The organism is Streptomyces sp. NPDC000941 (genome assembly GCF_053599555.1).
This window is the reverse complement of sequence record NZ_JBSFMM010000089.1, coordinates 18902-43926: the sequence shown is the minus strand read 5'-3', so window position 1 is coordinate 43926 and position 25025 is coordinate 18902. Positions and strand designations below refer to the sequence as shown.

Genomic DNA, 25025 nt, shown 5'->3' with positions numbered 1-25025 from the left:
TGACAAAGGGCCAGCCTGGGAAGAAACCCCTCCTGAGCTGGCCCTTTTCGTTGTGCCCCCGGGCAGATTCGAACTGCCGACACCCGCTTTAGGAGAGCGGTGCTCTATCCCCTGAGCTACGGAGGCGCGACGCTCTGCTCCCGCAGCGCGCACCGGCGCCAGTGTAGCGGTTGCGCCGTGGGGGCCGCAGGGCGCTGAGGTGTGGGGGTGTTCGTTGAGCGCCGGTTGGCGGATTCTGGGCTTGAGGCAACCCCGTCCTGGCCTCATGGCGTTCACCATGTGTGAAAGACACGGTTCGGACAGGGGCGCCATGGCGAGGACACGACAGTGACGGGCGCGACGCCCGGCTTCGAGGAGTTCGTCGCCGCGCGCGGGCCTCGGCTGCTGAGGGTGGCCTGGCTGCTGACTGGGGATGCGCATCTGGCCGAGGATCTGCTGCAGACGGTGCTGGCCAAGGTGTGGCCGAAGTGGCGGCGGATCGCGGGGGAGAATCCGGAGGCGTACGTACGAAAGGCGCTGGTCAATACGCATGCCTCGTGGTGGCGGCGGCGCTGGCGCGGGGAGGTGCCGCACGACGAGGTGCCGGATACGCGGGCCATGCCGGATCCGTTCGAGGGGGTGGATCTGGAGCAGTCGCTGGCGGCGGTGGTACGGGGGCTGCCGGTGCGGCAGCGGGCGGTGGTGGTGCTGCGCTATTTCGAGGACCTGAGCGTGGAGGACACCGCCGATGTGCTGGGCTGCTCCACCGGCACGGTCAAGAGCCAGGCGTCCAAGGCGCTGCGTACCCTGCACGGGCTGCTGCCCGCCGCCGCGCTGGTGGAGGGTGGTGAGCGCCGTGGAGGGTGATGAGAGCCGCGACGCCCTCAGTGAGGCGGAGCTGCGGGTGCTGCTCGAGCGCGGTGTGCCCCGCCTGCCCGCTCCCGCTCAGCGGATGCGGCGGGTCCAGCAGCTGGTGGTACGGCGGCGGCGCGTGGCCGGGGTGGTCGGGGCCGCAGGGGTGGCCGGGGGAGTGGCCGCTGCCGTGACGCTGGGCGTGCTGGGGTATGTGCCGAGCGGGGGGTCCAGGGGGCACGGCGCCACTTATCAGGTGCCGGCCGCCTCGCCCACTGGTATCGGGTCTGGTTTCCGCTATCCCGGGCTGGGCGGGCTGACCGTACGGCTGCCGGACGGCTGGAGCGGCCGCAGCGTATGGGGTGGGGAGGAGGCGGGCACGGTGGGGCTGGCCGGGAGCCGGCCCGCAGCCGTGGACGAGGAGGGGTGTGCGGCGGGCATCCGGCGCTACTGTCTGGCGTCGCACGAGCTGCGGCGCGGGGAAGGGCTGCTGGTCTTCCGGCTGGAGAGTAAGAAGGCTCTGGACGCGATCGACCAGCGGGCGCCGCTGGTGGATACCCGGCCAGGGGACTCCTGCCGCCTTGCGGGCGGTACGCATGAGCTGCTGGGCTGGCGTGCTGCGGCGGGTGGGGTGGATGGGGTGGATGGCGCCTCTGGGGCAGCGTCTGGGTCGGGCGGGGCGGCCCAGCCGACCAGTTCGGCTGGGGCGTCCCAGTCCAGGCCGTCCAAGTCGGCCGAGCCGTCCGAGTCGCCCGCGCCGTCCGAGCTGTCCACGCCGTCCGGGGCGCGGGGGGTGATCATCGCTTCCGCATGCCTCAACCGGCCCTCCGCCCTCACCCTGAAGCAGGTCCGTTCCATACTCGGCTCCGCCGTCTTCGGCGGTAAGGCCACACCTCCTACCCCCTGAACCGCGCGATGGGGTTCTCCAGCGTCCCGATCAGCTGGAGCGCCCCGGCCGGGTCCGCCAGGTCGAGCATCTGCTGGTTGTTCCGCAGCTGGAGCCGGTTCAGGCAGGACAGTGCGAATTCGGGCGCGAACATGTCGTACCGCTCGAACTTCTCCGCCAGCTCCGGCACCGACGCCTGGTAGTCCGAGACGCATTCCGCCACCGTCCGCCAGAAGGTGTCCTCCTCCACCAGGCCCTCGGTGACGAGGATGCCGCTCAGGAAGCGCAGGAAGCAGTCGAAGACATCGGTGAAGATCGACAGCAGCTTCTTGTCCTCCGGGACCTCCACCCGGATCCGCGTGACGGCCGGCGGAAGGACCGCGTCCGGGTCCATGACGGCGATCTCCTCGGCGATGTCCTTGAAGATCGCCCGCCGCACGGCGCCGTCCTCGATGACGAGGATGACGTTCTCGCCGTGCGGCATGAAGACCAGGTCGTACGCGTAGAAGCAGTGCAGCACCGGTCGCAGATACGCGTCCAGGTAGCGGCGCAGCCAGCGGGCGGGGGGCAGGCCGGACTCCTCGATGAGGGCGCTGACGAAGGAGCCGCCGGTGGGGTCGGTGTGGAGGAGGGAGGCCATGGTGACCAGGCGTTGGCCCGGTTCGAGGGTGGGGACGGGGCTTTCGCGCCAGAGTGCGGCGAGCATTTTGCGGTACGGGGAGTACTTGTCGGTGGCGCGTTCGTACTGCCGGTGGTGGTAGCCGATGGCGGCGCGTTCGCGGATGATCGAGAAGCGGGCGGCGCGGAGGAGGTCGTCGCCGGCGATCAGGCCCGCGAGCCAGTCGTTGATGGCGGGGGTGGCCTCCATATAGGCGGCGGAGAGGCCGCGCATGAAGCCCATGTTGAGGACGGACAGGGCCGTTTTCACATAGTGCTTGGCCGGGTCGTCGGTGTTGAAGAAGGTACGGATCGACTGCTGCGCGAGGTACGCGTCGTCGCCCGTGCCCAGGCACACCAGGCGCTGCTGGGCGAGTTCGGCGGCGAAGGTGACCGACAGCTTGTTCCACCACTGCCAGGGGTGGACGGGGATGAGGCGGTAGTCGGCCAGGTCGAGGCCGAGGCCGGTCAGGGTGTCGGCGAAGCGGGCCAGGGCGGCCTCGCCCAGTTCGTCGCGGATCAGCCCGTCGTAGTCGAGGTCCGTGGAGGAGGTGAAGGTGGCGTGTTCGCGGTGCGCGGCCAGCCAGATCAGCTGGACGGGGCTCGCGGTCTCGGGGGCGTACGAGAGGTATTCGTGGACCCCGAAGCCGAGTCGGCCGTTGTTGGCGACGAAGCAGGGGTGGCCCTCGGTCATGCCGGTCTCGACCGTCTGGAAGTCGGACTTGGCGAGCTCGGCGGCGCTGACCGGCTCGCCGCTGAGCTTGTACGCGGTGCCGGAGAGGGTGGAGCTGATCTCTTCCAGGTAGACGGGGAGGATCTGGTCGCCGAGCCCCAGCCGTCCGCGCAGCTCCAGGAAGAAGTCGAGCGCGTCGAGGGGGAGTTCGGAGCCGTCCCGGGTGTCGTGGCGGGTGACGGAGTCCGCCTCGACCATCCAGTGGTCCAGGGCCAGCAGGCGGGCCGCGAAGCGGTAGGTCACCGAGCCGTCGTCGCTGGTGACGGCGTAGTGGCCGGGGGTGTCGGGCAGCGGCTCGGGGGCGAGCAGGCGCTCATGGGAGAACTCGGCGAGCGCCTTGCGTACGAGGAGGCGGCCGGCCCGCTCCCAGAGGGCGGGGGTGAGGTGGGCGACGGCGTCTCGGGGGCTCATCGGGGGGCTGCTCCTTGAACGGCTGCGTCGGGTGTGGTCGGTGTGGCGGGTGCGGCCGGTTCGCCGGACGTGTCGGGTGCCGTCGCGGTCTTGTCTGAGGACGCACTCGCCGTCGCCGCGCGGAATTGGGCGCGGGTGCAGAAGCTGAGGTACGCGTCCTTCTCCGGCTTGGCCACCGTGCCCGCGATCTCGAAGCCGACGGCCGCGTTGAGCCTGTGCACCGCCGTATTACGGACGTCGGGCTCGACCACGACGCGCCGGGTCGCCGGATCGGCGAAGAGGAACTCCATGACGGTGGTGATCACCGCCCGGGTGAACCCGTGCACCGGGGCGTCAGCCGGCGCGCACAGGAAGTGCATGCCGACATCGCCCTCCTGGGCGGGGTAGAGGCCCGCCAGCTCCACCCGGGCCGGGTCGTAGCGTTCGGTGAGGAAGGCGGGGCGGCCCTCGTGCAGGCCGATGAAGGCGTCGTGGTGCGGATGCTCGGTGATCTTGCGGTACTCGAAGGCGACCTGCGCCACGTCGGCGTCCTGCATCAGCCAGAAGGACGCCTTGGGGTGGGTGACCCAGTGGTGCAGCAGCTCGGCGTCGGCGGCCGGGTCGAGGGGGCGTACGGAGAAGTGGCCGAGCGCCGCGTCGAGGTGGGTGAAGAGCGCCATGGTCATCGCAGCGCCCCCTCGGGGGCCGCGAACTCCTGGAAGGCGATCGTCTTCTCGATGGGGTAGTGCTCGCGGCCCCCCAGCAGCTCGCGGATGATGCACGAGTTGCGGTAGGCGGCCATCCCGAGGTCGGGGGTGACGAAGCCGTGGGTGTGCAGCTCGGCGTTCTGTACGTAGATCTCCCGCCCGGCGCCGGCGGTGTTGATGCTGTAGTCGCGTGCGACCGCGAAGCGCCCGGCCTCGTCCCAGGCGATGCGGTCCCGTACGGGCGCCAGGAACTGCGGCACCTGGTGGCGGTAGCCGGTGGCCAGGATCAGGCCCTGGGTGGTGAGGGTGAAGTCCTGGCCCTGTTCCTCCTGGCGCAGCCCGAGGGTGTACGAGCCCCCGGCCGCGTCGCCGTCGGCCGCCTCGTATGACGCCTGCCGCAGCGCGGTGTTGGTCATCAGCCGGGTCGGGCACGGGCCTCGCCGGTTCTTGATGTAGAGCAGATCGAAGATGGCGTTGATGAGATCGGAGTTGATCCCCTTGTAGAGGTTCTTCTGCGAGGTGTTCAGCCGCTCGCGGGTGTGAGCGGGCAGCCCGTAGAAGTAGTCCACGTACTCCGGGGAGGTCATCTCCAGCGTGAGCTTGGTGTATTCGAGCGGGAAGAAGCGGGGCGAGCGGGTGATCCAGTCGAGCCGGTAGCCGTGCGTGTCGATGTCCTGGAGCAGGTCGTAGTAGATCTCGGCGGCGCTCTGGCCGCTGCCCACGACGGTGATGCTCTCCTTCGCCTGAAGGGCTTCCTTGTGCTCCAGGTACCGGGAGTTGTGGATCAGGTCGCCGCCCAGGTCACGGCAGGCTTCGGGGACGTAAGGCGGCGTCCCGGTGCCCAGCACCAGCCGTCCGGCCCGCCAGGTGCGGCGCTCACCGGTCGCGGTCTCGGTGGTGTGGACTGCGTACCGGCCGTCGGCCTCGTCGTACTCGACGGAGGTGACCTCCTGGCCGAAGCGGACGGAGTCGAGCCGGGCGGCCACCCAGCGGCAGTAGTCGTTGAACTCCTCCCGCAGTGGATAGAAGCTCTCGCGGATGTAGAAGGAGTACAGGCGGCCGTTCTCCTTCAGGTAGTTGAGGAAGGAGTACGGGGAGGTGGGGTCGGCGAGGGTGACCAGGTCGGACATGAACGGCGTCTGGAGCGTGCTGCCCTCGAGGAACATCCCCGAGTGCCAGTCGAAGTCCGGCTTGCGCTCCAGGAACAGCCCGTTCAGCTCGTCGATCGGGTCGGTGAGCGCGGCCAGGCCGAGGTTGAAGGGGCCCAGGCCGATGGCGATGAAGTCGTATGAGTCGGCAGCGGGGGAAGAGGCGGTGGACACGTGGGTCTCCGGCGGGGTGGAAGGCGGTCAGCTGGCTCGGGCCCGGGTGAACTCCGGTTCGGCGGCGTGCGGGGAGGACGACAGGTATTGCTCCGCGTGGCCGGCGATCAGGTCGAGGACGTGGGCGATGTCGCCGACCGAGGTCTCGGGGTTGAGCAGCGTGAACTTCAGGTAGTGCGCCCCGTCCACGACCGTCCCGGCCACGACGGCCGCGCCGGAGGCGGCCAGCGCCTCGCGCGCGTGCAGATTCGCCCGGTCCAGCAGTCCGGCGTCGAGCAGTGCGGTGTCGAGCAGTCCGGCGTCGAGCAGTGCGGCTGACGGCCCCCCGGTGTAGCGGAAGACCAGCGTGCTCAGCTGCGGCCGGGTGACCACCTCGTACCGCGGATCGGCGTCCAGCAGCCGCCACGCCTCGGCCGCCCGGTCCACCACCTCGTCGAACAGCTCCCCGACGGCGTCCGCGCCCATGACCCGCAGCGTCAGCCACAGCTTGAGCGCGTCGAAGCGCCGGGTGGTCTGCAGCGACTTGTCCACCTGGTTGGGGATCAACCGCTCCGCGCTGTGGGCCGGGTTGAGGTAGTCGGCGTGGTATGTGGCGTGGCCGAGCGTCGTACGGTCGCGCACCAGGACCGCGCTGGAGCTGACCGGCTGGAAGAAGGACTTGTGGTAGTCGACGGTGACCGAGTCGGCGCGCTCGATGCCGTCGAGGAGGTGCCGGCGGCGCGGGGAGACCAGCAGGCCGCAGCCGTACGCCGCGTCGACGTGCAGCCAGGCCCCGGCCCGTGCGCACAGGTCGGCGATCTCGGGCAGGGGGTCGATGGAGCCGAAGTCGGTGGTCCCGGCGGTGGCCACGACCGCCATGACGACCAGGCCCTCGCGGCGGCAGCGGTCGAGTTCGCGGGCGAGCGCGACGGTGCGCATCCGCCGGTCCTGGTCGCAGGGCACAGGGATGACCGCCTCGTAGCCGAGCCCGAGGACGGCGGCCGCCTTGGCGATGGAGAAGTGGCTCGCCTGGGAGGCGAGGATGCGCAGCCGGGGCAGGATCTGGGGTTTGGTGAGCGGCGTCCCGGCCGCCGCCGTCTCCTTCTCCACCAGCTTGCAGGCCTCGTCGCGGGCGAGCAGCATCGCATGCAGATTGGACTGCGTCCCGCCGCTGGTGAAGATGCCGTCCGCGGCCTCGCCGAGCCCGAGGCGCGCCGCCGTCCAGTCGATCAGGCGCCGTTCGATGAGCGTGCCGCCGGCGCTCTGGTCCCAGGTGTCAAGCGAGGAGTTGACGGCGGAGAGGATCGCCTCGCCGAGCAGCGCGGGGATGACCACGGGGCAGTTGAGGTGGGCGAGATAGCGGGGGTGGTGGAAGTAGACGGCGTCCTTGAGATAGACGCGTTCGAGCTCGTCGAGGGCGGCGGCCGGGTCGCCCAGCGGCCGTTCCAGGTCGATCCCGGTGATCTCGGGGGCGAGTTCGGCCGGGGTGACTCCGGTGAACGGGCGGGTGGTGCGGGCGACGGTGGAGGCCACCAGGTCGACGCCGTCGGACACTGACCGCCGATAGCGGTCCGTCGTACGGTCGTTGAAGAGGTGGGCCCTGCCATCCGCCGCCCCGGGTATCGGCCCTGACGACGGGTCCTCAGCGGCGGGGTGCGCGAGGAGACTCACGGTCTGTCCCTTCTGGGGTGGGCTGCTTGCGGGCATGGGTGTGCCCTGGACACGGCATGGGTGTGCCCTGGACGGGGGTGCGGGCGTGCGGGGTGGTGAGCGGTGCGGGGTGCGTGCGGGGTGCTGGTGTTCCGGGCTGCGCTGGTCAGTCGTCGTTCGACGTTGGGCCGGTGCCGCTCACGGCCTCCTCGACGAGCTGGTCGTCGGTCGCGCCCAGCCGCCAGTAGCCGGTGAAGGTGACCGCCTTGCGGTCGTAGCCGCGCTCGCGTACGAGGTGGCGGCGCAGCGCGCGGACCGTACCGGCCTCGCCCGCGATCCAGGCGTACGGGGTGCCCTCGGGCAGCACCGCGTCGCGTACGCCGTCCAGGAGGAGGGCCGAGCGCGGGTCGGCGGGGTCGGCGCCGTCGCGGACCAGCCAGACGATCTCGGCGTCCGCTTCGGTGGGCAGTCGCTGCAGGTCCTCGGCGTGCTGCACCTCGATCCAGACCTTGGCCCCGATGCCGGCGGGCAGCCACTCCAGGATTCCGGCGACGGCGGGCAGCGCCGTCTCGTCGGCGGCGATGAGCACCCAGTCGGTGCCGGGCGGCGGGCGGAAGTCGACGCCGCCGTTGTCGGGGGCGACCGAGCCGAGGAGCATGGCGCGGTCACCGGGCCGGGCGCGCACGGCCCAGCGGGAGGCCGGACCGCTGGCCGAACAGCCGACCGGACCGCCCGACGCATCGGCGCCGGTCGGGTCGGCGCCGTGCAGGGCGAAGTCCACGTCGACCTCTTCGGGTTCGCGCCGCTGCTCGCGCACGGTGTACGAGCGCATGACGGCCCGTACGGCGGGGTCCATGGCCCGCCACACCGGGAACCACTCCTCGCCCGCCTCGACCGGCACGATGGGGGCGTCCTGGTGGGGGTGCGGCAGGAACAGCTTGAAGCGCTGGTCGCGGCCGCCGGAGGCGAAGTCCTTCAGGGTGTCGCCGCCGAAGGTGATCCGCACCATGGACGGCCCGAGGACCTGTGTGCGGACGACCCGTACGTCGAAGAAGCGGAACGGGACGGAGGCGGGGGACGGGGACGGGGGCTCGACTGATTCGGTGGAAGTGTGGGGGGTGGCGGTGGTCATGGGAGCGGTCTCTTCCCTTCGCTTGCCCTGCCTGGTCAGCTGACCTTCTTCGCGTCCTGGATGGCCTTGGTGAGGGCTTCGATATGCGGTGCGGCGCCCGCGTACGAGAAACGCGGCTCGCTGCTCCAGGGGACGATCTGGCCGGCCTTGACCGCGGGGAGCTTGGACCAGGTCGGCTTGGCGGTCAGGTCCTTGGGCTGCAAGGTGGCGGTGCGGTTGTCGAGGAACAGCAGGTCGGCACCGTACTTGTCGGCGTTCTCCCAGCTCAGGCTCTCGAAGTAGCCGCCCTTGTCGGTCTTCTGCGGGACGACGAAGTCGACGCCGAGCTCGCGGAAGTAGATCAGGTCGGCGTTGACCGACGGGCTGGAGACATAGAAGAGGTCGGCGCTGGCGGAGCAGGCCATGACTTTGATCTTCTTCGACTTGACGGTCTTGCGCAGCGTCTCGGCGGCGGCCTCGAAGCGGGCCTTGGCGTCGGTGACCTTCTTGGCGTTGAGGTCGGCGCCGAGGGCGGCGGCGAGCGCGGCGTAGCGCTTGATGGGCTCGACCATGGAGACCCGGCCGGTGGTGAGGGCGGCGCTGGGGGCCAGGGCGAGGATCTTGCTCTTGGAGTCGTCCGGGACGTAGAACAGGGCGCCCGGGTCGTACATGTTGGTGATCAGCAGCTGCGGGTTGAGCGAGGCGTACTTCTCGACGTTGAACTGGCCCCAGGCGCTGCCGAGGACGGTCACCTTGTCGACGTCGATGTCCCCGGCCTGCACGTCCGGCTTGCCGTTCTTCAGCTTGGTCGGGCCGAAGACGCCGACGATCTGGTCGTCGATGCCGAAGTCGTACAGCGCGGCCGCCGACCCGATGTACGCGACGATGCGCTCGGGGCGGCCGCCCAGGTCGATCTTCGTCTTGCGGTCGTCGGTGAACGACCAGGACCCGCCGCCGCTTTTGCCCTCCTTGCCCTCCTTGCCCGAGGACCCCGAGCCGTCCTTGCTGCCGCACGCGGTGACGAGGGCGCCGAGTCCGGCGAGGCCGCCGGCGGCCAGCAGACCGCGGCGGGAGAGGGGGAGGACTCTGGGGTGGGGCATGGGACGCCTCTCTCGATGCGTACGGGGGCAGCCACGGACATCGCCCGAGGTCATAGTTAGGTTAGCCTAACCAACCTTGATGTCCAGTGGGCAGGGGCCCGAGGCGGTACGCATCACATACGGCGCGTCAGAGGTTCATCGGAAGTCCGTCAGAGGTCGAGGACGAGACGGCGGCCGCGGCAGCGCGAGACGCAGATCATCATCGATTCGTCCAACTCCCGCTCATCGTCGGTGAGTACGGAATCCCGGTGGTCCACCTCTCCCTCGACGACATCGGTCTCACACGTCCCGCACGTCCCTTCCCCGCACGAGTACAGAACCGAAACGCCCGCCGCCTCGACCGTCCGCAGCACGCTCCGCTCCGGCGGCACGGTCAGGGTCAGCCCTGAGCGGGCGAGGACCAACTCGAAGGAGCCGGCCTCGGCTTGGGGGCCGGCCGCGGTCTCGGGGCCCGCGACATCCGTACGGGGCTGGAAGCGCTCGGTGCGCAACGAGCCGGGGGGCCAGGCGCGGCAGCGCTCCTCGGCCGCCCGCAGCAGCGGCTCGGGGCCGCAGCAGTAGACGAGGGTGTTCGGGGTGTTCGGGGCTTCCGGGGTGGGCGCGGCTAGGAAGGACGCGAGGTCGAGCAGGCCCGACTCGTCCTGCGGGACGAGCCGTACCTTCGGCCCGTAGCGGTCGGCGAGTTGACCGGCGAAGGCCATCGAGGCGCGGGTCCGCCCTCCGTACAGCAGCGTCCAGTCGGCACCCGCCGCCTCGGCCGCGGCCGTCATCGGGACCAGCGGCGTGATCCCGATACCACCCGCGACAAAGAGGTAGCGGGCGGCGGGGCGCAGCGCGAAGCGGTTGCGCGGGCCGCGCACTTGGACGGCGGCGCCCTCGGTGAGGGCTTCGTGGACGTACGCGGAGCCGCCGCGTCCGTCGGGGGCGCGCTGCACCGCGATCTGCCAGCGGGCCCGGTCGGCGGGGTCGCCGCACAGCGAGTACTGACGGGTCAGGGACTCGCCGAGGAGGAGGTCGATATGCGCGCCGGGCTGCCAGGCGGGCAGTTCGCGGCCGGTGGGGTGGCGAAGGGTGAGGATGACGACGTCCGTCGCGGCGTCGGCTCTGCCGGTGACGACGAGGGTGTCGGTGAACTCGCCCTCCGGGCCTGCCGATGGCCGCGAGGGGACGGTGGTGGGGTCGTCGTGGCCCGTGGGGTGGGCCAGCATCCACTTCCACAGTTCCACCGGATCCTCCGCCGAGCGCTCGGCGCCGCAGTGGCAGACGCCGTGCAGAAGGTCGGTGCCCGGCAGCCAGTCGACCCGGTAGACCTCGGCGGTGGGCGGGCCGCTCATCGCCCGCTCACCGAGGCGGATGCGCCGGGCTGGGCGGCGGCCGGGCGCTCGCCCTCGCCTTCGCCCGCGCCCTCGGCGGCGAGGCGGGCGAGGATACGGCGCGCGGCGAGGCCGCCGGTGTCGATGTTGATGCTGAGCTCCTGATAGTCCTCGGGCTCGGTGTCCAGGGCCCGCTGCAGCAGGTTCAGCGCGTCGACGTCCTGCATGACCACGGTGCGGTTGAAGTCGTGGAGGAACGTGGTGACCTCCTCGTCGTCCTGCGCGAAGTCCCGTGAGACGGCCCAGAAGTCGTACACGGAGTGCTCCGTGGACGGCGTGATCGCGTAGGTGATCTCGACATGGAAGGCGTTGGAGTCGTCGCCGTCCGGCCCGGGCAGCACGCCGACCGGGGCGATGCGGCTGTGCAGCAGATACAGACAGGGGGCGTGGTATTCGATGTCCTGCCAGCGGGTGATGCGGCCCTCGATGCCGGTGGAGCGGGCGTAGAAGGGCGGGCACTCCGCGTCGTCCATGTGCCGGCTCACCCGCACCACGCCCGCGCCCTCGTCGACCGTGGTGGTGATGGGGGTCTCGGCGACCTCGGGGGTGCCGATGTAGCCGCCGTGCAGATACGTCTCGTGGGACAGGTCCATCAGGTTGTCCACGAGCAGCCCGTAGTCCGCGTCGATCGGCTCCATGCCGCCGACGGTCGTCCAGCGCGGGTCGGCCAGCCACGGGGCGCGCGGTATGGCGGTGGGGTCGGCGGACTTGGGGTCGCCGATCCACACCCACACCAGGGAGTCCTGTTCCACGACCGGGTACGAGGCGACCCGGGCGGTGCGCGGGACGCGCTTCTGGCCGGGGACGAAGACGCAGGTGCCGGTGGTGTCGTAGGTGAAGCCGTGGTAGCCGCAGACGACGCGGTCGCCGTCGAGCCGACTGGCCGACAGCGGATAGCGGCGGTGGACGCAGCGGTCGTGGAGGGCGACGACCGCCCCGTCGGACTCGCTGCGGTAGAAGGCGATGGGCTCGCCCAGGATGGTGCGGCCGAGCAGTTCGCGGCCGATCTCGCGTCCGTAGGCGGCGATGTACCACTGATTCCGTGCGAATGCGGTCATGGCATCAGCGTGGTGACGTGCGTCACGTACGGGCAACGGCCCTTCCGCTGAGTGGAAGGGCCGCAGGGGATTGCATGGCTTACGGAGCGTCAGCCGAACTGCCAGAAGACCGAGTTGTCCAGCGTCACCAGGACGATCAGCAGGATCACATCGGCGACCCCCAGGGCGAGGCCGAGCAGGGCCCGGCCGCGGCGCTGGGTCTGCCGGGCGATCGCCAGTGCGCCCAGGACGATCGCGCATGGTCCGAAGACGGCGTTGAAGAGCAGCAGTCCGATCAGGCCGAGGACGAACGAGGCCACGGCCATGCCGTCGGCGTCCCGGCGCCGCGCGGCCGAGGGGGTGGCCGGCGGGGCGGCCGACGGGGTGTTGGTGGTGGGTGCGGTCAGTGCCATGGGTCAGCTCTCCTTGTGCCCGGCGCGGTCGCGGATGAAGAAGATCAACAGCCAGGTGGCGATGGCGGCGGACGCGGTGAGGAAGATCGGGAGCGGGGTGTGGGCCGCCGCTCCCAGAAGGATCCCCACCAGGGCGAGAGCCGCGACGATGAAGAGCATGGGTGCCTCTCTCGGGAGCCTGATCTGAGGTGCGGATGGCGTGCGGGTGCAGCTTCAGTGAACACTTGGGATGACAACTGTTCACTGACTTCAGGATACCCCTGCACACCGCTGGAAAAAGTCGGCGAACGGTTGTTTACTGAATGATATGAGTCACACCCTCGGGGTCCGGCAGGCCCAGAAGCAGAAGACCCGGCGGGCGCTCCTGGACGCGGGGCTGCGGCTGCTGGAGGACCAGAGCCTCAGCAGCCTGGGCCTGCGCGAGGTGACGCGCGTGGTGGGTGTGGCCCCGGCCGCCTTCTACCGGCACTTCCGCGATATGAGCGACCTCGGCGTGGCGCTCGTGGAGGAGTCCCTGGGCAGTCTGCACGGGGTGGTCAGGGTGATCCTCGCCGAGCGGGACGGGGACGAGCGGCTGATCGACGCCACCGTCGAGGCCGTCGCCGAGCTGGTGCGCCGCTATCCGGCGCATATCCGCTTCATCGCGCGCGAGCGCCACGGCGGCGTACGGCCCGTACGGGAGGCGATAGCCGCCGAGCTGAGCCGTTTCGCGGACGAGGTCGCCGAGGCGTTCGCCCCGCAGCTCACGGCGGAGGGCTGGTCGCTGGAGGATGTCCGGATGCTGGCCGAGCTGTATGTGGACCACATGGTGATGACCGCGACGGCGTTCCTGGAGGCCCAGCCCGGTGAGCCGTCCGGTGAGCCGTCCGGCGATCAGTCCGGCGATCCCGGAGCTCAGTCCGGCGATCAGCCGGAGGCTCAGCCCGGCGAAGGGGTCGGCGACCCCGAGGCCGTACGGCGGGTGGCGGCCACCGCCCGCAGACAGCTGCTGCTGATCAGCCTTGGCCGCCGCCACTGGCGTACCGGGTGATCTCCACGCGGTAGTCGCCCCGGGCGTCGCGCCCGGTGACCCGGACCCGGACGCCGGTGCCCTGCGCCCCGCCGGTGAAGGTCTTGCCGGGGGCGAAGGCCGCGTCGCTCAGCCCGGGGTGCACATTGCGCTCGTCAGTGCAGCCGCCGCTGCCCGGGGTGCTGTCCACGACGGTGATCGGCCCCTGGCCGGAGTCGATGCGGGTGTCCACCCAGGAGACCAGGACGCCGGCCTTGCAGACCGCTTCGTCGTTGCCCTTGTTGGTGCGCGCTTCCACGGCGTACCCGGCGTATTTCGAGACCGGGACGAAGATCAGCTTGGTTCCGCCCCGGCGGCCGAGCGGGCTCAGGGTGCGCCGTGTGATGCCGGGGCGGGCGATGCACTCGACCTGCCCCGTGCCGAGCCAGCCGAGCTTCCACTTGTGCCAGGCCAGCAGGTCGTTTCCGACGCCCCAGTCCTCGGACATCACATCCCAGTGGCCCGCGCTGTCCCCGCCGTGCCGGGTGTAGAGGTCGGGGAGCCCGAAGACATGGCCGTTCTCGTGCGGGAGTACGCGGTAGCCGGTCTTCGCGAGCGTGCCGGAGCCGTCGTCCTGGCGGCTGTAGACGAAGGAGACATTGGCCAGGGGGACGCCGTCGGCGACGGGGGCGTGCTGGTTGTCGGCGTAGGTGACGGACAGCACGGCGCGTGCGGCGGGCGGTCCGGCGTTGGGTGTGACCAGGACGTTGACCAGGTCGTAGCGGCCGAAGTCGACATGCGGGTCGGCGGCCTTGGCGATGTCCGCGACCAGCTTGCGGTAGCCCGGCTCGAAGGGGCTGCCGCGCTTGATGCCGTAGCTGCGGAAGGTGTGGGGCATCTGCAGCCAGTGGTTGACCGGGGTCGCGGGCCGGTACTTCAGCCGGCCGTACGAGCTGCGCTTGAACCACCGTGAGGTCTGCGGGAAGAACTCCGCGTAGCGCTTGCGGGCGGTGCCCTGGCCCTTGGCGTCCGGGAAGTCGATCATGAGGGTGAGGGCCTTGACCGTCCCGGTGCTGCGGACGTAGCCGTGCCCGGTCGGCAGCCCCTCGGTCATCTGCAGCCGCTTGACGGGGGCCAGCGCGCAGGGCGCGAGGGCGGCACCGTACGCCGGATTGGCCGACAGTGCCGGGGCGCGTACGGGAGTGGCGGGGGTGGAGGGTCGGCTGGGGGCCGCCGCCGGGGTGGCCGCTGCGGCCAGTGTGACCACGGCGGCCACGGCGAATGCGCTGCCCCGGCGGGGCCTGCGTATTCGGTGGCGCGCGCGGTGGCGCATACGCTGGGGTATCCGGTGGCGCGCTCGATGGCGAGCTCGGCCACGCGCTCGACGGCGGGGCGTCTCGCCTGAGCGCTTGCCGGTCGTCTCGCCTGAGCGCTTCGGGGTCGTCTCGCCCAAGCGCTTGCCGGTCGTCTCGCCCGAGTGCTTCCGGGGCGTCTCGCGTGAGTGCTTCATGGCGAGTCCACCGTGTGGCGGCGTCCGTCCGGGCGCCCGTGGGGTGCGGCCGGGCGGGGGAAAAGGCTGCTCCGTCCGGGCGGCTCGGCCGCCGGACAGGTGTGAGGCAGGTCACCTCCGCTCGCGAAATTTCCGGGGACGGTCTCCCCGTTTAACCGTGTGTACGAAACGGGGACCGAGTCCCCGGAAATGTTGAACGCCGAATCTTCGTGCCGGAAGGAGTGCCGTCGTGGGAGCCGTGACCGCCACCGCCCAGCAGCCCGCGCGGCCCAGGCTGCGCGCCGACGCCCTGCGCAACAGGGAGCGGATCGTCGCGGCGGCCCGCGAGGTGCTCGTCGAGCACGGGGTCGAGGTCTCGCTCGATGAAATCGCTCGACGGGCGGGGGTCGGCAATGCCACGCTTTATCGGCACTTCGCGGACCGCGGCGAGCTGGTGCATCATGTCACCGTCTCGGTGATGGAGCGCATCGCCGACCAGGCCGAAGTCGCCCTGGCGGAGGAGCCCGACGCCTTCGCGGCGCTGTGTCGCTTTGTGCACGCGGCGGCCGAGGAGCGTGTCGGCGCGCTGTGCCCGCTGCTCTCCGGCGGTATCGACAAGGAGCACCCTGACCACATTGCCGCGCAGACGCGCCTGGAGGGCGCCATCAACGCCCTGATGGCCGCCGGGCGCGACTCCGGCCGGCTGCGCGCCGACATCGACGTCGGTGATCTGATGGTCGCCCTGACTCAGCTCACCAGGCCGCTGCCCGGCGGCGCCTGTGTGAACTTCGACCTCTTTGTGCACCGGCACCTACAGCTGTTCCTGGACGGACTGGCTGCCCCGGGGCGCTCCGTACTGTCCGGCTCCGCCGCCACTTTGGAGGATCTCAAGCGTCGTCCGTGACACACATCACGCGTCGTCCGGTGACCTGGACCGATTAATTCCCGTTCGTTCGCCAGTCAGTCTTTTCGTCGTCAGTAACGGCCCGTAGGCAGAAACCACCCGTAGCGCCGCCGCGTGTTGTCACCTTCCGGTGCGCCGCTACGTCGTTGTTGTGTCAGTCCGTTGCGCCAGTACTTCCTCACGTACGCCCTTTAGCCCGCCAAACGTCCCGTTTTTCACTCTCCGCACCGCAAGGTAGGCCCATCCATGCCTGAAACGGCACAGAACGTCGATCCCCGGCGCTGGAAAGCGCTGATATTCATCGCCCTCGCCCAGCTGATGGTCGTGCTCGACGCGACCATCGTGAACATCGCGCTGCCCTCCGCCCAGGACGCCCTGGACATCTCCGACGGCAACAAGCAGTGGGTCATCACGGCCTACGCCCTGGCCTTCGGTGGTCTGCTGCTCTTCGGCGGACGCCTCGCCGACCTGTGGGGCCGTAAGCAGACCTTCATCGTCGGCCTGATCGGCTTCGCGGCCGCCTCGGCGCTGGGCGGTGCCGCGCTCAACTCGCCCATGCTGATGGGCGCCCGTGCGCTGCAGGGCATCTTCGGCGCGCTGCTCGCCCCGTCGGCGCTCTCGCTGCTGGCGGTGACGTTCACCGATGCCAAGGAGCGCGCCAAGGCGTTCGGCATCTTCGGTGCCATCGCGGGTGGTGGCGGTGCCGTCGGTCTGATCCTCGGCGGTGTGCTGACCGAGTACATGAACTGGCGCTGGACGTTCTTCGTCAACATCCCGTTCGCCATCGTCGCCGCGGTCGGCGCGATCTCCGTGATCCGCGAGCCCGCCGAGAGCCGTAACCCCGCCAAGCTCGACATCCCCGGCGTTCTGCTGGCCACGCTGGGCCTGGTCTCGCTGGTCTATGCCTTCACCCGCGCCGAGAGCGACGGCTGGACCGCGGGCATCACCCTGGGCCTGTTCGTCGCGGCCGTCGTGCTGCTGGCGGCCTTCGCGGTCGTCGAGTCCCGGGTCAAGGCGCCGCTGCTGCCGCTGCGCGTCGTCACCAACCGCAACCGCGGTGGCGTCTACCTGTCGCTGGGCCTGGCGATCATCGGCATGTTCGGTCTGTTCCTGTTCCTCACCTACTACATGCAGATGGTGAAGGGGTACAGCCCGGTCAAGAGCGGTCTGTCCTTTCTGCCGATGATCGTCGGCATGATCACCGGCTCCACGCAGATCGGCACCCGGCTGATGACCCGGGTCCCGGCCCGGATGCTGATGGGCCCGGGCTTCCTGGTCGCCGCGGTCGGCATGCTGCTGCTGACCCAGATCGACCTGGACACCTCGTACCCGCTCGTGATCCTGCCCGGGTTCCTGCTGCTGGGCCTCGGTATGGGTACGGCGTTCATGCCGGCGATGAGCCTGTCCACGTTCGGCATCGAGCCGCGTGACGCGGGTGTCGCCTCCGCGATGGTCAACACCTCGCAGCAGGTCGGCGGCGCGATCGGCACCGCGCTTCTCAACACCATCGCCACCAGCGCGGGGGAGAAGTACGGCAAGGCGCACGTGGCCACGGCCAAGTCGCCCGAGCTGCTGCAACTGCAGTCGCAGGTGCACGGCTACACCACCGCCATCTGGTGGGCGGTCGGCATCCTGGTGGCCGCCGCGGCGATCGCCATCACCTTCGTCAACGCCGGGCGGCAGGACGGCAGCTCCGCCGCCAGCGGCTCCGGCGAGGGCGCGGCCGAGGACGCGATCCCGGTCATGGCGCACTGATACGCGCGGTGCGGCTCCGGCCGTACCACGTGGAAAGCCCCGCTCCTCCGGGAGGAGCGGGGCTTTCCGCTGTTCTGGCGCCCGTTTCGGCGTTCAGGTCGGCGCGTTCAGGTCGGCGCGGCCGGGGTCAGCGGCCGGGTTCAGCGCAGCCAGGGGAGGTCGGCGCCCTTCGGCTGGAGACCGTCGGCGATGATGCGGCAGATGTCGCCGAACTGGCCGATCTGCTCCGGTGTGAGCCGGTCGAATATGGCCGCGCGCACGGCCTCGACATGGCCGGGCGCGGCCTTCTTCAGCACCTCGAACCCCTCGTCCGTCAGCACGGCGTTCTGCCCGCGCTTGTCGGAGGTGCAGTCCTCGCGCCGTACCCAGCCGTTCTTCTCCAGCCGGGTGATGGCGTGCGAGAGGCGGGACCGGGTGATCTTCGCGGCCGCGGCCAGTTCGGTCATCCGCAGCCGGTGGCGAGGCGCCCAGGAGAGCTTCACCAGCAGGCCGTAGTACACATGCGGCAAGCCCGCGTCGCGCTGCAGCTGACGGTCGAGATGGTCTTCGAGCAGCATGTTCGCCTGGAGATAGGACTGCCAGGCGTGCTGTTCATCGTCGGTCAGCCAGCGGGGTTCTTCGGCGTCTGCGGGGGTCGTCATCGCTTCCACGATCTTAGTGTAAGAGCTATTTCTTGAAGTTTAAACTACTGGGCGCTACAGTGGTTCCGAAAAGTTTTCTTGAGACTTCAAGTTATGGCTACGGGAGCCGCCATGTCCGCCGCCACGCCGTCCTCGTCCGTACCGGGCGGGCGCATGCCTGCCCTCTACCTCAGCCACGGTGCTCCGCCGCTCGCCGACGACCCGGTCTGGCCCGGTCAGCTCGCCGCCTGGTCGGCGGGGCTGCCCCGGCCCACGGCGATCCTGATGGTCTCCGCCCACTGGGAAGAGGCCCCGCTGGCCCTCGGGGCCACCCAGGCCGTGCCGCTGGTGTACGACTTCTGGGGCTTCCCCGAGCACTACTACCGGGTGCGGTACGACGCCCCCGGCGCCCCCGAACTCGCCGAGCGCGTACGCAAGACGCTGCGTACGGCGGGCACGCCCGTCCAGGACATACCGGACCGGGGCCTGGATCACGGCGCGTACGTCCCGCTCGTCGAGATGTACCCGAACGCCGACATCCCCGTCCTGCAGGTGTCGATGCCGACCCTCGACCCGAGCGAGCTGATGGCCATCGGCCGCAAGCTCGCCCCGCTGCGGGACGAGGGCGTGCTGATCGTCGGCAGCGGCTTCTTCACCCACAACCTGGCCGCGCTGCGGAACGCGGGCCCGACGCCGCCCGGCTGGTCGACGGAGTTCGACGACTGGGGGCAGCGGGCGCTGGACGCCCAGGACGTCGACGGGCTGCTGGACTTCGAGCGCAAGTCCCCGGCGGGCCGCCTGGCCCATCCGCGCACCGAGCACTTCGCGCCGCTGTTCGTCACCCTGGGCGCCGCGGAGTCCGACCTCGGCGGTCAGCGCAGCGTCATCGACGGCTTCTGGATGGGGCTGGCCAAGCGGTCGGTGCAGTTCGGCTGACGGTCGCGAGGTTGTGCGGTCGCGCGGTCGCGCGTGGGGTCACGCGTGCGGTCATGCGATCGGTTCGATGAGCGCGCATGCGCGCAGGGCCGCCGCCACGGCGAGGTCGTCGCCCCCGTCCCCGCCGGCCCCGCTCCCGTTGGTTGTCGCCATGACATCGAGCACGGTGTCGGTCAGCTTGATCGCGTGCTCGTCACCGTGCGCGGCGGCGCGGGTGAAGATCTCCTCGGCCCGCTCGGCGGGCGTGGCCCCGGCCGGTACGGACGGCAGCTCGCCGTGCGGAAGGCCGGTGGGCGGCGCGTACGCGGCCAGCACCGCGGCGTTCGCCGCCCACGCCGCGTCCAGGCTGGTCGCCCACAGCTCGCGGGGGAGCGCGGGGAGGGTGCGCAGCACGGCATTGGGCGCGGTCACGGCGTGGACCAGCATGATCGGCTCGCCGTGGGCGTGGGTGGCGTAGCGGTGGGCGGCGGCCCGTACGAGCTCGGTCAGCAGCTCGCGCGCCTGATCCGGGCCGAGCGCCCCGGAGGCGGGGCCGAGCGCCCCGGAGGCGGGACCGGGCCAGACCGGGAACGTCGTGATCTGCGCCAGCCGGTCGCGGATGCCACCGCTCTGGTCCGCGACGCGCGGTACGGCGGCCATCGCCTCGGCGGCGGTGCGCGGGGCGGACCCCGGCAGCCGGTCGAGCGGGGGCAGCGGGGCGTGGCGGGCGGCCCAGTAGCCGAGGGCGTGGGCCAGCTCATGGGCGCGTGGCCCGGTCGCGAACTCGTCGGCGGGGGAGTGGGCGCTCGGGAGGACGGTGGCGGGGGAGTGGGCGCCCTGGAGGGCAGCGGCGGAGTGCGGCTCACCGAGGAGGGTGCGTACCGCGTGGCCGACGCGGATGACCGGGTGCGTCGCCCCGCCGGCGATCCCGGGCAGCAGCTGCGGCCACCACTCGGCGAGGACCTGGCGCCAGGGGCGGTCGGCGAGCTCGCGGGCGAAGTACGCGGTCCAGTCGGCGATCCGGCGCGGGTCGCCGAGCGCCTCGGACCAGTTGTCCGCGGTGACGGTGGCGTACGGCGTCGGCATGTCCTCGAGCTTGTTGGCGTAGAGGTCGAGCCAGCGGTGCACCGAGGGGCCCTGTCCATGCCGGACCAGGGCCTCGACGGCCATCGGGGCGTGGTTGGTCAGCCAGCCGCCGCGCTCGGGGCCCGTGGTGTGCAACCGGTCCAGTGCTTCGTCGAGTGTGCCGCTCGTGTCGTTCATGCACGCCACGCTAGGCAGGGGCGCCGGGCCCCGTAACGGTCCGGCGATGTACGGGAGTGGGGTCCGCGGACCTACGCCGCACGGCCCCGGTCCACCGGCCTGACAGCCGTTCTCAGTCGGCCGGGTGGGTGCGGAAGATATAGAAGGACGCGGCGTACATCGCGAGCCCGCCGCCGAGGCCCATCATGGAGGAGCGGAACACGGAGTGCTCGCTCAGGCTGTACAGGAAGCCGAAGGCGCAGCCGAAGAGCGCCCCGTACGCGGCCGACCTCAGCTCCGGCATCAGGGCGGACTGGACCCGGCCGACCAGATAGCACAGCGCCCCGACGACCACGGCCGCGGCCAGGCCGAGCAGGCCGGCCGGGAGGATGGGGGTCCCCTCGTTGTGGTCGATGAAGATCGCGTACCCGCCGACGAAGATGCCCAGGACGAGCGGGACCACCCAGGACGCGGCGGGATGCAGCCGGACCTGGGCGTGGGGGTGGGGGTGGGGGACGCGGAGGTGCGGGTGGTGGCGGTGGCGCGCCGGAGCGGCGGTGGGGGCGTTCATGGCGGGCTGTCCTTCCTCGACGCTCTGACCTGTCTCTCTCCAGCGCACACCCGGGTGACGGGCCGCGCAACCAGAATCCGGCCGCTGACGTCTTCGGGGATGAGAGCAACCGCGGGCGCCGCAGCCCGACGGTGAACGGTCGGAAACGGGGGTGATGGCCGTGGCTCGGAGCGAGTGGTCCCCAGGATCCCGAGGCTTCAATGGCCCCAAAGGGGGCAGCAGGGGCCTGTGGGACGCCCTTGATACCCTTCCTGACCTGCACTTCCGGGTGTTATAAGGGCAAAACGACACCGTGTGTCGGGACAGGGTACTGCATGATCGCGAAAACATGTGCGCGCCATGGGAATTCTGTCCGGATTCCAGTCGTTGTTTCCATCGGACGGGGCACCCGGCAGGAACACCGTCCATAGTCCGCGCCCGATCCATCTGTAAGGGAGCACGCATGGCAACCCGTGCCGTCGCCCGCAATCAGGCCACCGGCAGTGGCACTGGTGGGGCCAACAGTGTTCGCGCCACAGGCGGGGAGATCGCCGATCGCGACCTGGTCGGCATGTATCTCGACGAGATCGCTCGCACCCCGCTGCTCGACGCGGCCAAGGAGGTCGAGCTGTCTCAGGCAATCGAAGCGGGAGTCTATGCCCAGCACATCCTGAACGGTGAGGTCGAGGACGCCCTGGCGGCCGATGCGAGCCGTGCGGAGCTGGAGGCGATAGCCGTCGAGGGCACCCGCGCCAAGGACGTCTTCATCCGCTCCAACCTGCGCTTGGTCGTGGCCGTCGCGCGCCGGTACCCGCGCAGCGGGCTGCCGCTTCTCGACCTGATCCAGGAGGGAAACGCGGGCCTGGTCCGCGCGGTGGAGAAGTTCGACTACGCGAAGGGCTTCAAGTTCTCGACGTATGCCACGTGGTGGATCCGCCAGGCCATCACGCGCTCGATCGCCGATCAGTCCCGCACCATCCGGCTGCCCGTCCACCTGGTCGAGGAGCTTGGCCGGATCCGGCGGGTGCAGCGCGAGTTCAACCGTGAGCACGGCCGTGAGCCGGAGCACTCGGAGATCGCGGCGGAGCTGGGCTCCACCACCGAGCGGGTCTCGGATGTGCTCGACTGGGCCCGTGACCCCGTCAGTCTGAACATGTCGGTGGACGACGAGGGCGAGACTCAGTTCGGCGATCTGCTGGAGGACACCTCGGCCGTCTCGCCCGAGCAGTCGGTGATGACACTGCTGCGCAGCGAGGAGCTGGAGGATCTGATCGGCCGGCTCGACGACCGCACGGCATCCATCATCAAGGCCCGGTACGGCATCGACGACGGGCGGGAGCGCACGCTCACCGAGGTCGGCAAGCAGCATGGCCTCACGCGCGAGCGGATCCGCCAGATCGAGAAGCACGCGCTGCTGGAGCTGAAGAAGATGGCGCGCCAGACCGGCTTCGACGAAGCGGCCTGAGCCACCGTCCCCCGTATCCCTTTCCCCGTCTTTCTCTATCTCTGGTCTCTGTCCGTCTCTCCAGTCGCTGTCCGCAGTGGCCGCCCATGGCCGAGCCCCGGCGCCTCTTCCCCCCCCAGGCGCCGGGGCTCAACCCTGGGCTGCTCAGACGGCGAAGCCGCCGTCCACGGCGATCGACGCCCCGGTGATGTACCGGCCGTCGTCCCCGGCGAGGTGGGAGACGGTCGCGGCGATCTCCGACGGCTGTCCGTAGCGGCCGAGCGCGGTGAGCCCGCTCTGCATGGCGGCGCTCTCCCCGTCGGCGGGGTTCATATCGGTGTCGATGGGGCCGGGGTGGATGAGGTTGACGTTGATGCCGCGCGGGCCGAGCTCCCGGGTCAGCGCCTTGGTCAGACCGGTGAGGGCCGTCTTGCTCATCGCGTACAGCGAGCCGCCGGGGAAGGCGACGCGCTCGGCCATACAGCTGCCGATGTTGATGATGCGTCCGCCGTCGGTCAGATGGTGGGCGGCGGCCTGAGCCGCGAGGAAGGGCGCGCGGACATTGACGGCGATGACGCGGTCCACGTCCTCCAGCGTCAGGTCGTCGAACGGGCCGAGCACACCGGCGCCCGCGTTGTTGACCAGGATGTCGAGCCGCCCGAACTCCGCGGCCGCCGCGGCCACGGCCTCGCGCACCGCGCGCGGGTCCGCGCTGTCGGCCTGGACGGCCAGGGCCCGGCGGCCCAGGGCCTTGATCCGGTCGACGACGGCCGCCGCCCGCTCCTCGTTGCTCTGATACGTCAGCGCGACGTCGGCGCCGTCTTCGGCGAGCCGGAGCGCCACCGCTTCGCCGATGCCCCGGCTGCCGCCTGTGACCAGTGCCGCCTTGCCGTCGAGTGCCATGTGTGTCCCTCGTCCTGTCTTCAGTTGCTTTGTTGTGGATTGAGTCGTCCTGGAGGACATGACTCGATCCTCGTGGGGCGGGGGCGGGGATTCCGGCGGCATTCGGACGTCGCGCTGGTGCGCCACATATGCCCGATCGCGTCCGGCTTCGGTCCGGGGATGTCCGTACGGGATTGTTTCCTGCCCGAGTCTGTTTACTTCCCGGCTTTAGGGACGTAATCTGGCCGCGAAATCACAGGTTCGGGCATGGAAAGGACGTAAACCCACATGTACGCACCGGAGCGGCAGCAGGAGATCCTCCGGCTGGCCCGCGAGAGCGGCCGGGTGGATGTGCTGTCCCTTGCCGAGGAGTTCCAGGTCACCGCCGAAACGGTGCGGCGCGACCTGCGGGCGCTCGACAGGGCGGGCCTGGTCCGCCGCGTGCACGGGGGTGCCATCCCGGCCGGCCGTCTCGACTTCGAACCCGACCTCGCCGAGCGCGAGAGCACCGCCGCCGACGAGAAGGACCGCATCGCCCGCGCCGCCGTCGCCGAACTGCCCGCCGACGGCAGCGTGATCATCGACGCGGGCTCGACGTCGGCCCGGCTCGCCGCCGCGGTCCCGCTGGAGTCCGACCTCACGGTCGTCACCCACGCGCTGCCGATCGCCGCCCGGCTCGCCGACCACCCCGGTATCGCCCTCCACCTCGTCGGCGGCCGGGTCCGCCACCGCACGCGCGCCGCGGTGGACGCATGGGCGCTGCGCGGTTACGGCGAGATCAAGGCCGATGTCGTCTTTCTCGCCACCAACGGCTTCTCGCTCGAGGGCGGCCTGACCACCCCCGATCTCGCGGAGGCCGCCGTCAAGCGCGCCATGGTCGCCGCCGCCCGCCGGGTCGTCCTCCTCGCCGACTCGTCCAAGTTCGGCCAGGAGCACTTCGCCAGGTTCGGCGATCTCGGCCATGTCGATCTGCTCATCACGGACACCGGGCTCAGCCCGCAGGACGCCCTCGCCATCGAGCGGCAGGGCACGGAAGTAGCGCGCGTATGATCCTCACCGTCACCCCCAATCCCAGCCTGGACCGCACCTACGAGATTCCGGCGCTGGAGCGCGGCGCGGTACTGCGGGCCGCCTCCGATCGGGTCGACCCCGGTGGCAAGGGCGTCAATGTCTCGCGGGCCGTGGCCGCGGCCGGGCATCGCACGGTCGCCGTGCTGCCGCTGGGCGGGCCGGAGGGCGCGCTGCTGGCGCGGCTGCTCGGCGGGCTGGGGATCGAGGCCGCGGGCGTCCCCGTGCAGGGCTCGAACCGGGTCAACATCTCCGTGGCCGAGCCCGACGGCACCCTCACCAAGATCAATGCGGCCGGGCCCGAGCTGACCGCCGCCGAGGCGGAGGCACTGCTGGAGGCCGTACGGACGCAGTCCGCCGACGCCGACTGGATCGCCTGCTGCGGCAGCCTGCCCCGCGGGCTCGCCCCCGAGTGGTACGCCGAGCTTGTGGCGCGGGCCCACCGCGCGGGTGCCAGGATCGCCCTGGACACCTCCGGCCCCTCGCTCACGGCGGCCCTGCGCGAGCGCCCCGACGTCGTCAAGCCGAACGCCGAGGAGCTGGCCCAGGCCGTGGGCCGCCCGCTGGCCACCATCGGCGACGCGGTCAAGGCGGCCGAGGAGCTGCGGGCGCTCGGCGCGCGCGCCGTCCTGGCCAGCCTCGGCGCGGACGGCCAGCTGCTCGTCGACGAGACGGGCACCTACTTCGGCGTGGCTCAGGTCGCCGCCGTCCGCAGTAATGTCGGTGCGGGCGACGCTTCCCTCGCCGGATTCCTCGCGGCGGGCGGCCTCGGGCCGGCCGCCCTGGCCTCGGCCGTGGCCCACGGCGCGGCCGCCGTACAACTGCCGGGCAGCGTCATGCCCACCCCGGCCGATCTGGACCCGTCCGCCGTCACCACGACCGCGGACGTCCCGCTGGACCGCGCACTCACGGAGCCCGCGTGACCAGCCCGACCCCGTCCCACCCCCTCCCACCCCCAGTCCCCACTCTGCCGCCCACC

24 protein-coding genes and 1 tRNA gene are annotated in these 25025 nt (G+C 70.9%); 9 read left to right on the top strand and 16 right to left on the bottom strand.

Translation table 11 applies throughout. From position 1 onward, the window contains the following. Positions 1-53: 53 nt before the first annotated feature. Positions 54-126: transfer RNA gene (locus ACWDSL_RS26900), tRNA-Arg, on the bottom strand. Positions 127-327: 201 nt separating this feature from the next. Here ACWDSL_RS26900 and ACWDSL_RS26895 point away from each other — a divergent pair. Together ACWDSL_RS26895 and ACWDSL_RS26890 are read left to right on the top strand one after the other, a co-directional pair. Further along, positions 328-846: a SigE family RNA polymerase sigma factor gene (locus ACWDSL_RS26895; RefSeq protein WP_385625027.1), complete on the top strand. Its 519-nt coding sequence runs from the start codon at positions 328-330 to the stop codon at positions 844-846. Beyond that, complete coding sequence (locus ACWDSL_RS26890) at positions 827-1738, top strand: hypothetical protein (protein WP_450489577.1); 912 nt, start codon at positions 827-829, stop codon at positions 1736-1738. Before ACWDSL_RS26895 ends, ACWDSL_RS26890 begins: the two co-directional genes overlap by 20 nt. On the opposite strand, the gene ACWDSL_RS26885 is transcribed toward ACWDSL_RS26890, so the two are convergent. The 10 genes from ACWDSL_RS26885 to ACWDSL_RS26840 all read right to left on the bottom strand — a co-directional run bounded on the left by ACWDSL_RS26885 (position 1728) and on the right by ACWDSL_RS26840 (position 12348). Then, positions 1728-3518 (bottom strand): IucA/IucC family protein, encoded by a 1791-nt coding sequence (locus ACWDSL_RS26885; protein ID WP_450489575.1) that lies wholly within the window; start codon positions 3516-3518, stop codon positions 1728-1730. The two genes, ACWDSL_RS26890 and ACWDSL_RS26885, sit on opposite strands and share 11 nt — an antisense overlap. After that, positions 3515-4183, bottom strand: coding sequence for a GNAT family N-acetyltransferase (locus tag ACWDSL_RS26880; RefSeq protein WP_450489573.1), 669 nt, complete (start codon positions 4181-4183; stop codon positions 3515-3517). Before ACWDSL_RS26880 ends, ACWDSL_RS26885 begins: the two co-directional genes overlap by 4 nt. After that, entirely contained in the window at positions 4180-5526 is a 1347-nt protein-coding gene (locus ACWDSL_RS26875; RefSeq protein WP_450489571.1) for a lysine N(6)-hydroxylase/L-ornithine N(5)-oxygenase family protein, read from the bottom strand. Before ACWDSL_RS26875 ends, ACWDSL_RS26880 begins: the two co-directional genes overlap by 4 nt. A 27-nt stretch (positions 5527-5553) precedes the next feature. Next, positions 5554-7176 carry a pyridoxal phosphate-dependent decarboxylase family protein gene (locus tag ACWDSL_RS26870; RefSeq protein WP_450489569.1) on the bottom strand — a complete coding sequence of 541 codons (1623 nt, stop codon included), beginning with the start codon at positions 7174-7176 and terminating at the stop codon, positions 5554-5556. A gap of 145 nt (positions 7177-7321) precedes the next feature. Beyond that, complete coding sequence (locus ACWDSL_RS26865) at positions 7322-8287, bottom strand: siderophore-interacting protein (RefSeq protein WP_450489568.1); 966 nt, start codon at positions 8285-8287, stop codon at positions 7322-7324. A gap of 35 nt (positions 8288-8322) precedes the next feature. Next, the gene (locus tag ACWDSL_RS26860) at positions 8323-9366 is read right to left on the bottom strand and encodes an ABC transporter substrate-binding protein (RefSeq protein ID WP_450489566.1); all 1044 of its coding nucleotides are present in this window, start codon (positions 9364-9366) and stop codon (positions 8323-8325) included. A 149-nt stretch (positions 9367-9515) separates the two neighbouring features. Then, the gene (locus ACWDSL_RS26855) at positions 9516-10700 is read right to left on the bottom strand and encodes a PDR/VanB family oxidoreductase (protein WP_450489564.1); all 1185 of its coding nucleotides are present in this window, start codon (positions 10698-10700) and stop codon (positions 9516-9518) included. Beyond that, positions 10697-11797, bottom strand: coding sequence for a Rieske 2Fe-2S domain-containing protein (locus ACWDSL_RS26850; protein ID WP_450489562.1), 1101 nt, complete (start codon positions 11795-11797; stop codon positions 10697-10699). Before ACWDSL_RS26850 ends, ACWDSL_RS26855 begins: the two co-directional genes overlap by 4 nt. Positions 11798-11886: 89 nt before the next feature. Then, on the bottom strand, positions 11887-12189 hold the full coding sequence (locus ACWDSL_RS26845) for a DUF4190 domain-containing protein (RefSeq protein WP_450489560.1): 303 nt from the start codon (positions 12187-12189) through the stop codon (positions 11887-11889). Positions 12190-12192: 3 nt separating this feature from the next. Continuing rightward, the gene (locus tag ACWDSL_RS26840) at positions 12193-12348 is read right to left on the bottom strand and encodes a hypothetical protein (RefSeq protein WP_450489558.1); all 156 of its coding nucleotides are present in this window, start codon (positions 12346-12348) and stop codon (positions 12193-12195) included. A gap of 148 nt (positions 12349-12496) precedes the next feature. On the opposite strand from ACWDSL_RS26840, the gene ACWDSL_RS26835 reads away from it, so the two are divergent. Beyond that, positions 12497-13219 (top strand): TetR family transcriptional regulator, encoded by a 723-nt coding sequence (locus ACWDSL_RS26835; RefSeq protein WP_450489556.1) that lies wholly within the window; start codon positions 12497-12499, stop codon positions 13217-13219. On the opposite strand, the gene ACWDSL_RS26830 is transcribed toward ACWDSL_RS26835, so the two are convergent. Continuing rightward, positions 13185-14510: a M6 family metalloprotease domain-containing protein gene (locus ACWDSL_RS26830; protein ID WP_450489554.1), complete on the bottom strand. Its 1326-nt coding sequence runs from the start codon at positions 14508-14510 to the stop codon at positions 13185-13187. The genes ACWDSL_RS26835 and ACWDSL_RS26830 overlap by 35 nt on opposite strands. A 406-nt stretch (positions 14511-14916) precedes the next feature. On the opposite strand from ACWDSL_RS26830, the gene ACWDSL_RS26825 reads away from it, so the two are divergent. Together ACWDSL_RS26825 and ACWDSL_RS26820 are read left to right on the top strand one after the other, a co-directional pair. Further along, positions 14917-15570, top strand: coding sequence for a TetR/AcrR family transcriptional regulator (locus tag ACWDSL_RS26825; RefSeq protein WP_450489552.1), 654 nt, complete (start codon positions 14917-14919; stop codon positions 15568-15570). A gap of 246 nt (positions 15571-15816) precedes the next feature. Further along, on the top strand, positions 15817-17325 hold the full coding sequence (locus ACWDSL_RS26820) for an MFS transporter (RefSeq protein ID WP_450489550.1): 1509 nt from the start codon (positions 15817-15819) through the stop codon (positions 17323-17325). A 140-nt stretch (positions 17326-17465) separates the two neighbouring features. On the opposite strand, the gene ACWDSL_RS26815 is transcribed toward ACWDSL_RS26820, so the two are convergent. Further along, positions 17466-17966, bottom strand: a complete 501-nt coding sequence (locus ACWDSL_RS26815) for a MarR family winged helix-turn-helix transcriptional regulator (protein WP_450489548.1) — start codon at positions 17964-17966, stop codon at positions 17466-17468. 111 nt (positions 17967-18077) lie between these two features. On the opposite strand from ACWDSL_RS26815, the gene ACWDSL_RS26810 reads away from it, so the two are divergent. Beyond that, positions 18078-18881 (top strand): dioxygenase family protein, encoded by an 804-nt coding sequence (locus ACWDSL_RS26810; RefSeq protein ID WP_450489546.1) that lies wholly within the window; start codon positions 18078-18080, stop codon positions 18879-18881. A 51-nt stretch (positions 18882-18932) separates the two neighbouring features. Here the strand turns inward: ACWDSL_RS26810 and ACWDSL_RS26805 are convergent, their stop codons facing one another. Together ACWDSL_RS26805 and ACWDSL_RS26800 are read right to left on the bottom strand one after the other, a co-directional pair. Further along, a complete protein-coding gene (locus ACWDSL_RS26805) occupies positions 18933-20123 on the bottom strand; it encodes a questin oxidase family protein (protein WP_450489544.1) in 1191 nt (396 codons plus the stop codon). Between the two features lie 112 nt (positions 20124-20235). Then, positions 20236-20673: a hypothetical protein gene (locus ACWDSL_RS26800; RefSeq protein WP_450489542.1), complete on the bottom strand. Its 438-nt coding sequence runs from the start codon at positions 20671-20673 to the stop codon at positions 20236-20238. Positions 20674-21115: 442 nt separating this feature from the next. Here ACWDSL_RS26800 and ACWDSL_RS26795 point away from each other — a divergent pair, with 442 nt between their 5' ends. Then, positions 21116-22117 (top strand): sigma-70 family RNA polymerase sigma factor, encoded by a 1002-nt coding sequence (locus tag ACWDSL_RS26795; RefSeq protein ID WP_450489540.1) that lies wholly within the window; start codon positions 21116-21118, stop codon positions 22115-22117. A 144-nt stretch (positions 22118-22261) separates the two neighbouring features. Here the strand turns inward: ACWDSL_RS26795 and ACWDSL_RS26790 are convergent, their stop codons facing one another. After that, the gene (locus ACWDSL_RS26790; protein ID WP_450489538.1) at positions 22262-22999 is read right to left on the bottom strand and encodes a 3-oxoacyl-ACP reductase family protein; all 738 of its coding nucleotides are present in this window, start codon (positions 22997-22999) and stop codon (positions 22262-22264) included. A gap of 267 nt (positions 23000-23266) precedes the next feature. Here ACWDSL_RS26790 and ACWDSL_RS26785 point away from each other — a divergent pair, with 267 nt between their 5' ends. Together ACWDSL_RS26785 and pfkB are read left to right on the top strand one after the other, a co-directional pair. Continuing rightward, complete coding sequence (locus ACWDSL_RS26785; protein WP_014179044.1) at positions 23267-24028, top strand: DeoR/GlpR family DNA-binding transcription regulator; 762 nt, start codon at positions 23267-23269, stop codon at positions 24026-24028. Further along, on the top strand, positions 24025-24969 hold the full coding sequence (gene pfkB / locus ACWDSL_RS26780; protein WP_450489535.1) for a 1-phosphofructokinase: 945 nt from the start codon (positions 24025-24027) through the stop codon (positions 24967-24969). The genes ACWDSL_RS26785 and pfkB overlap by 4 nt, the downstream gene beginning before the upstream one ends. Positions 24970-25025: the final 56 nt, after the last annotated feature.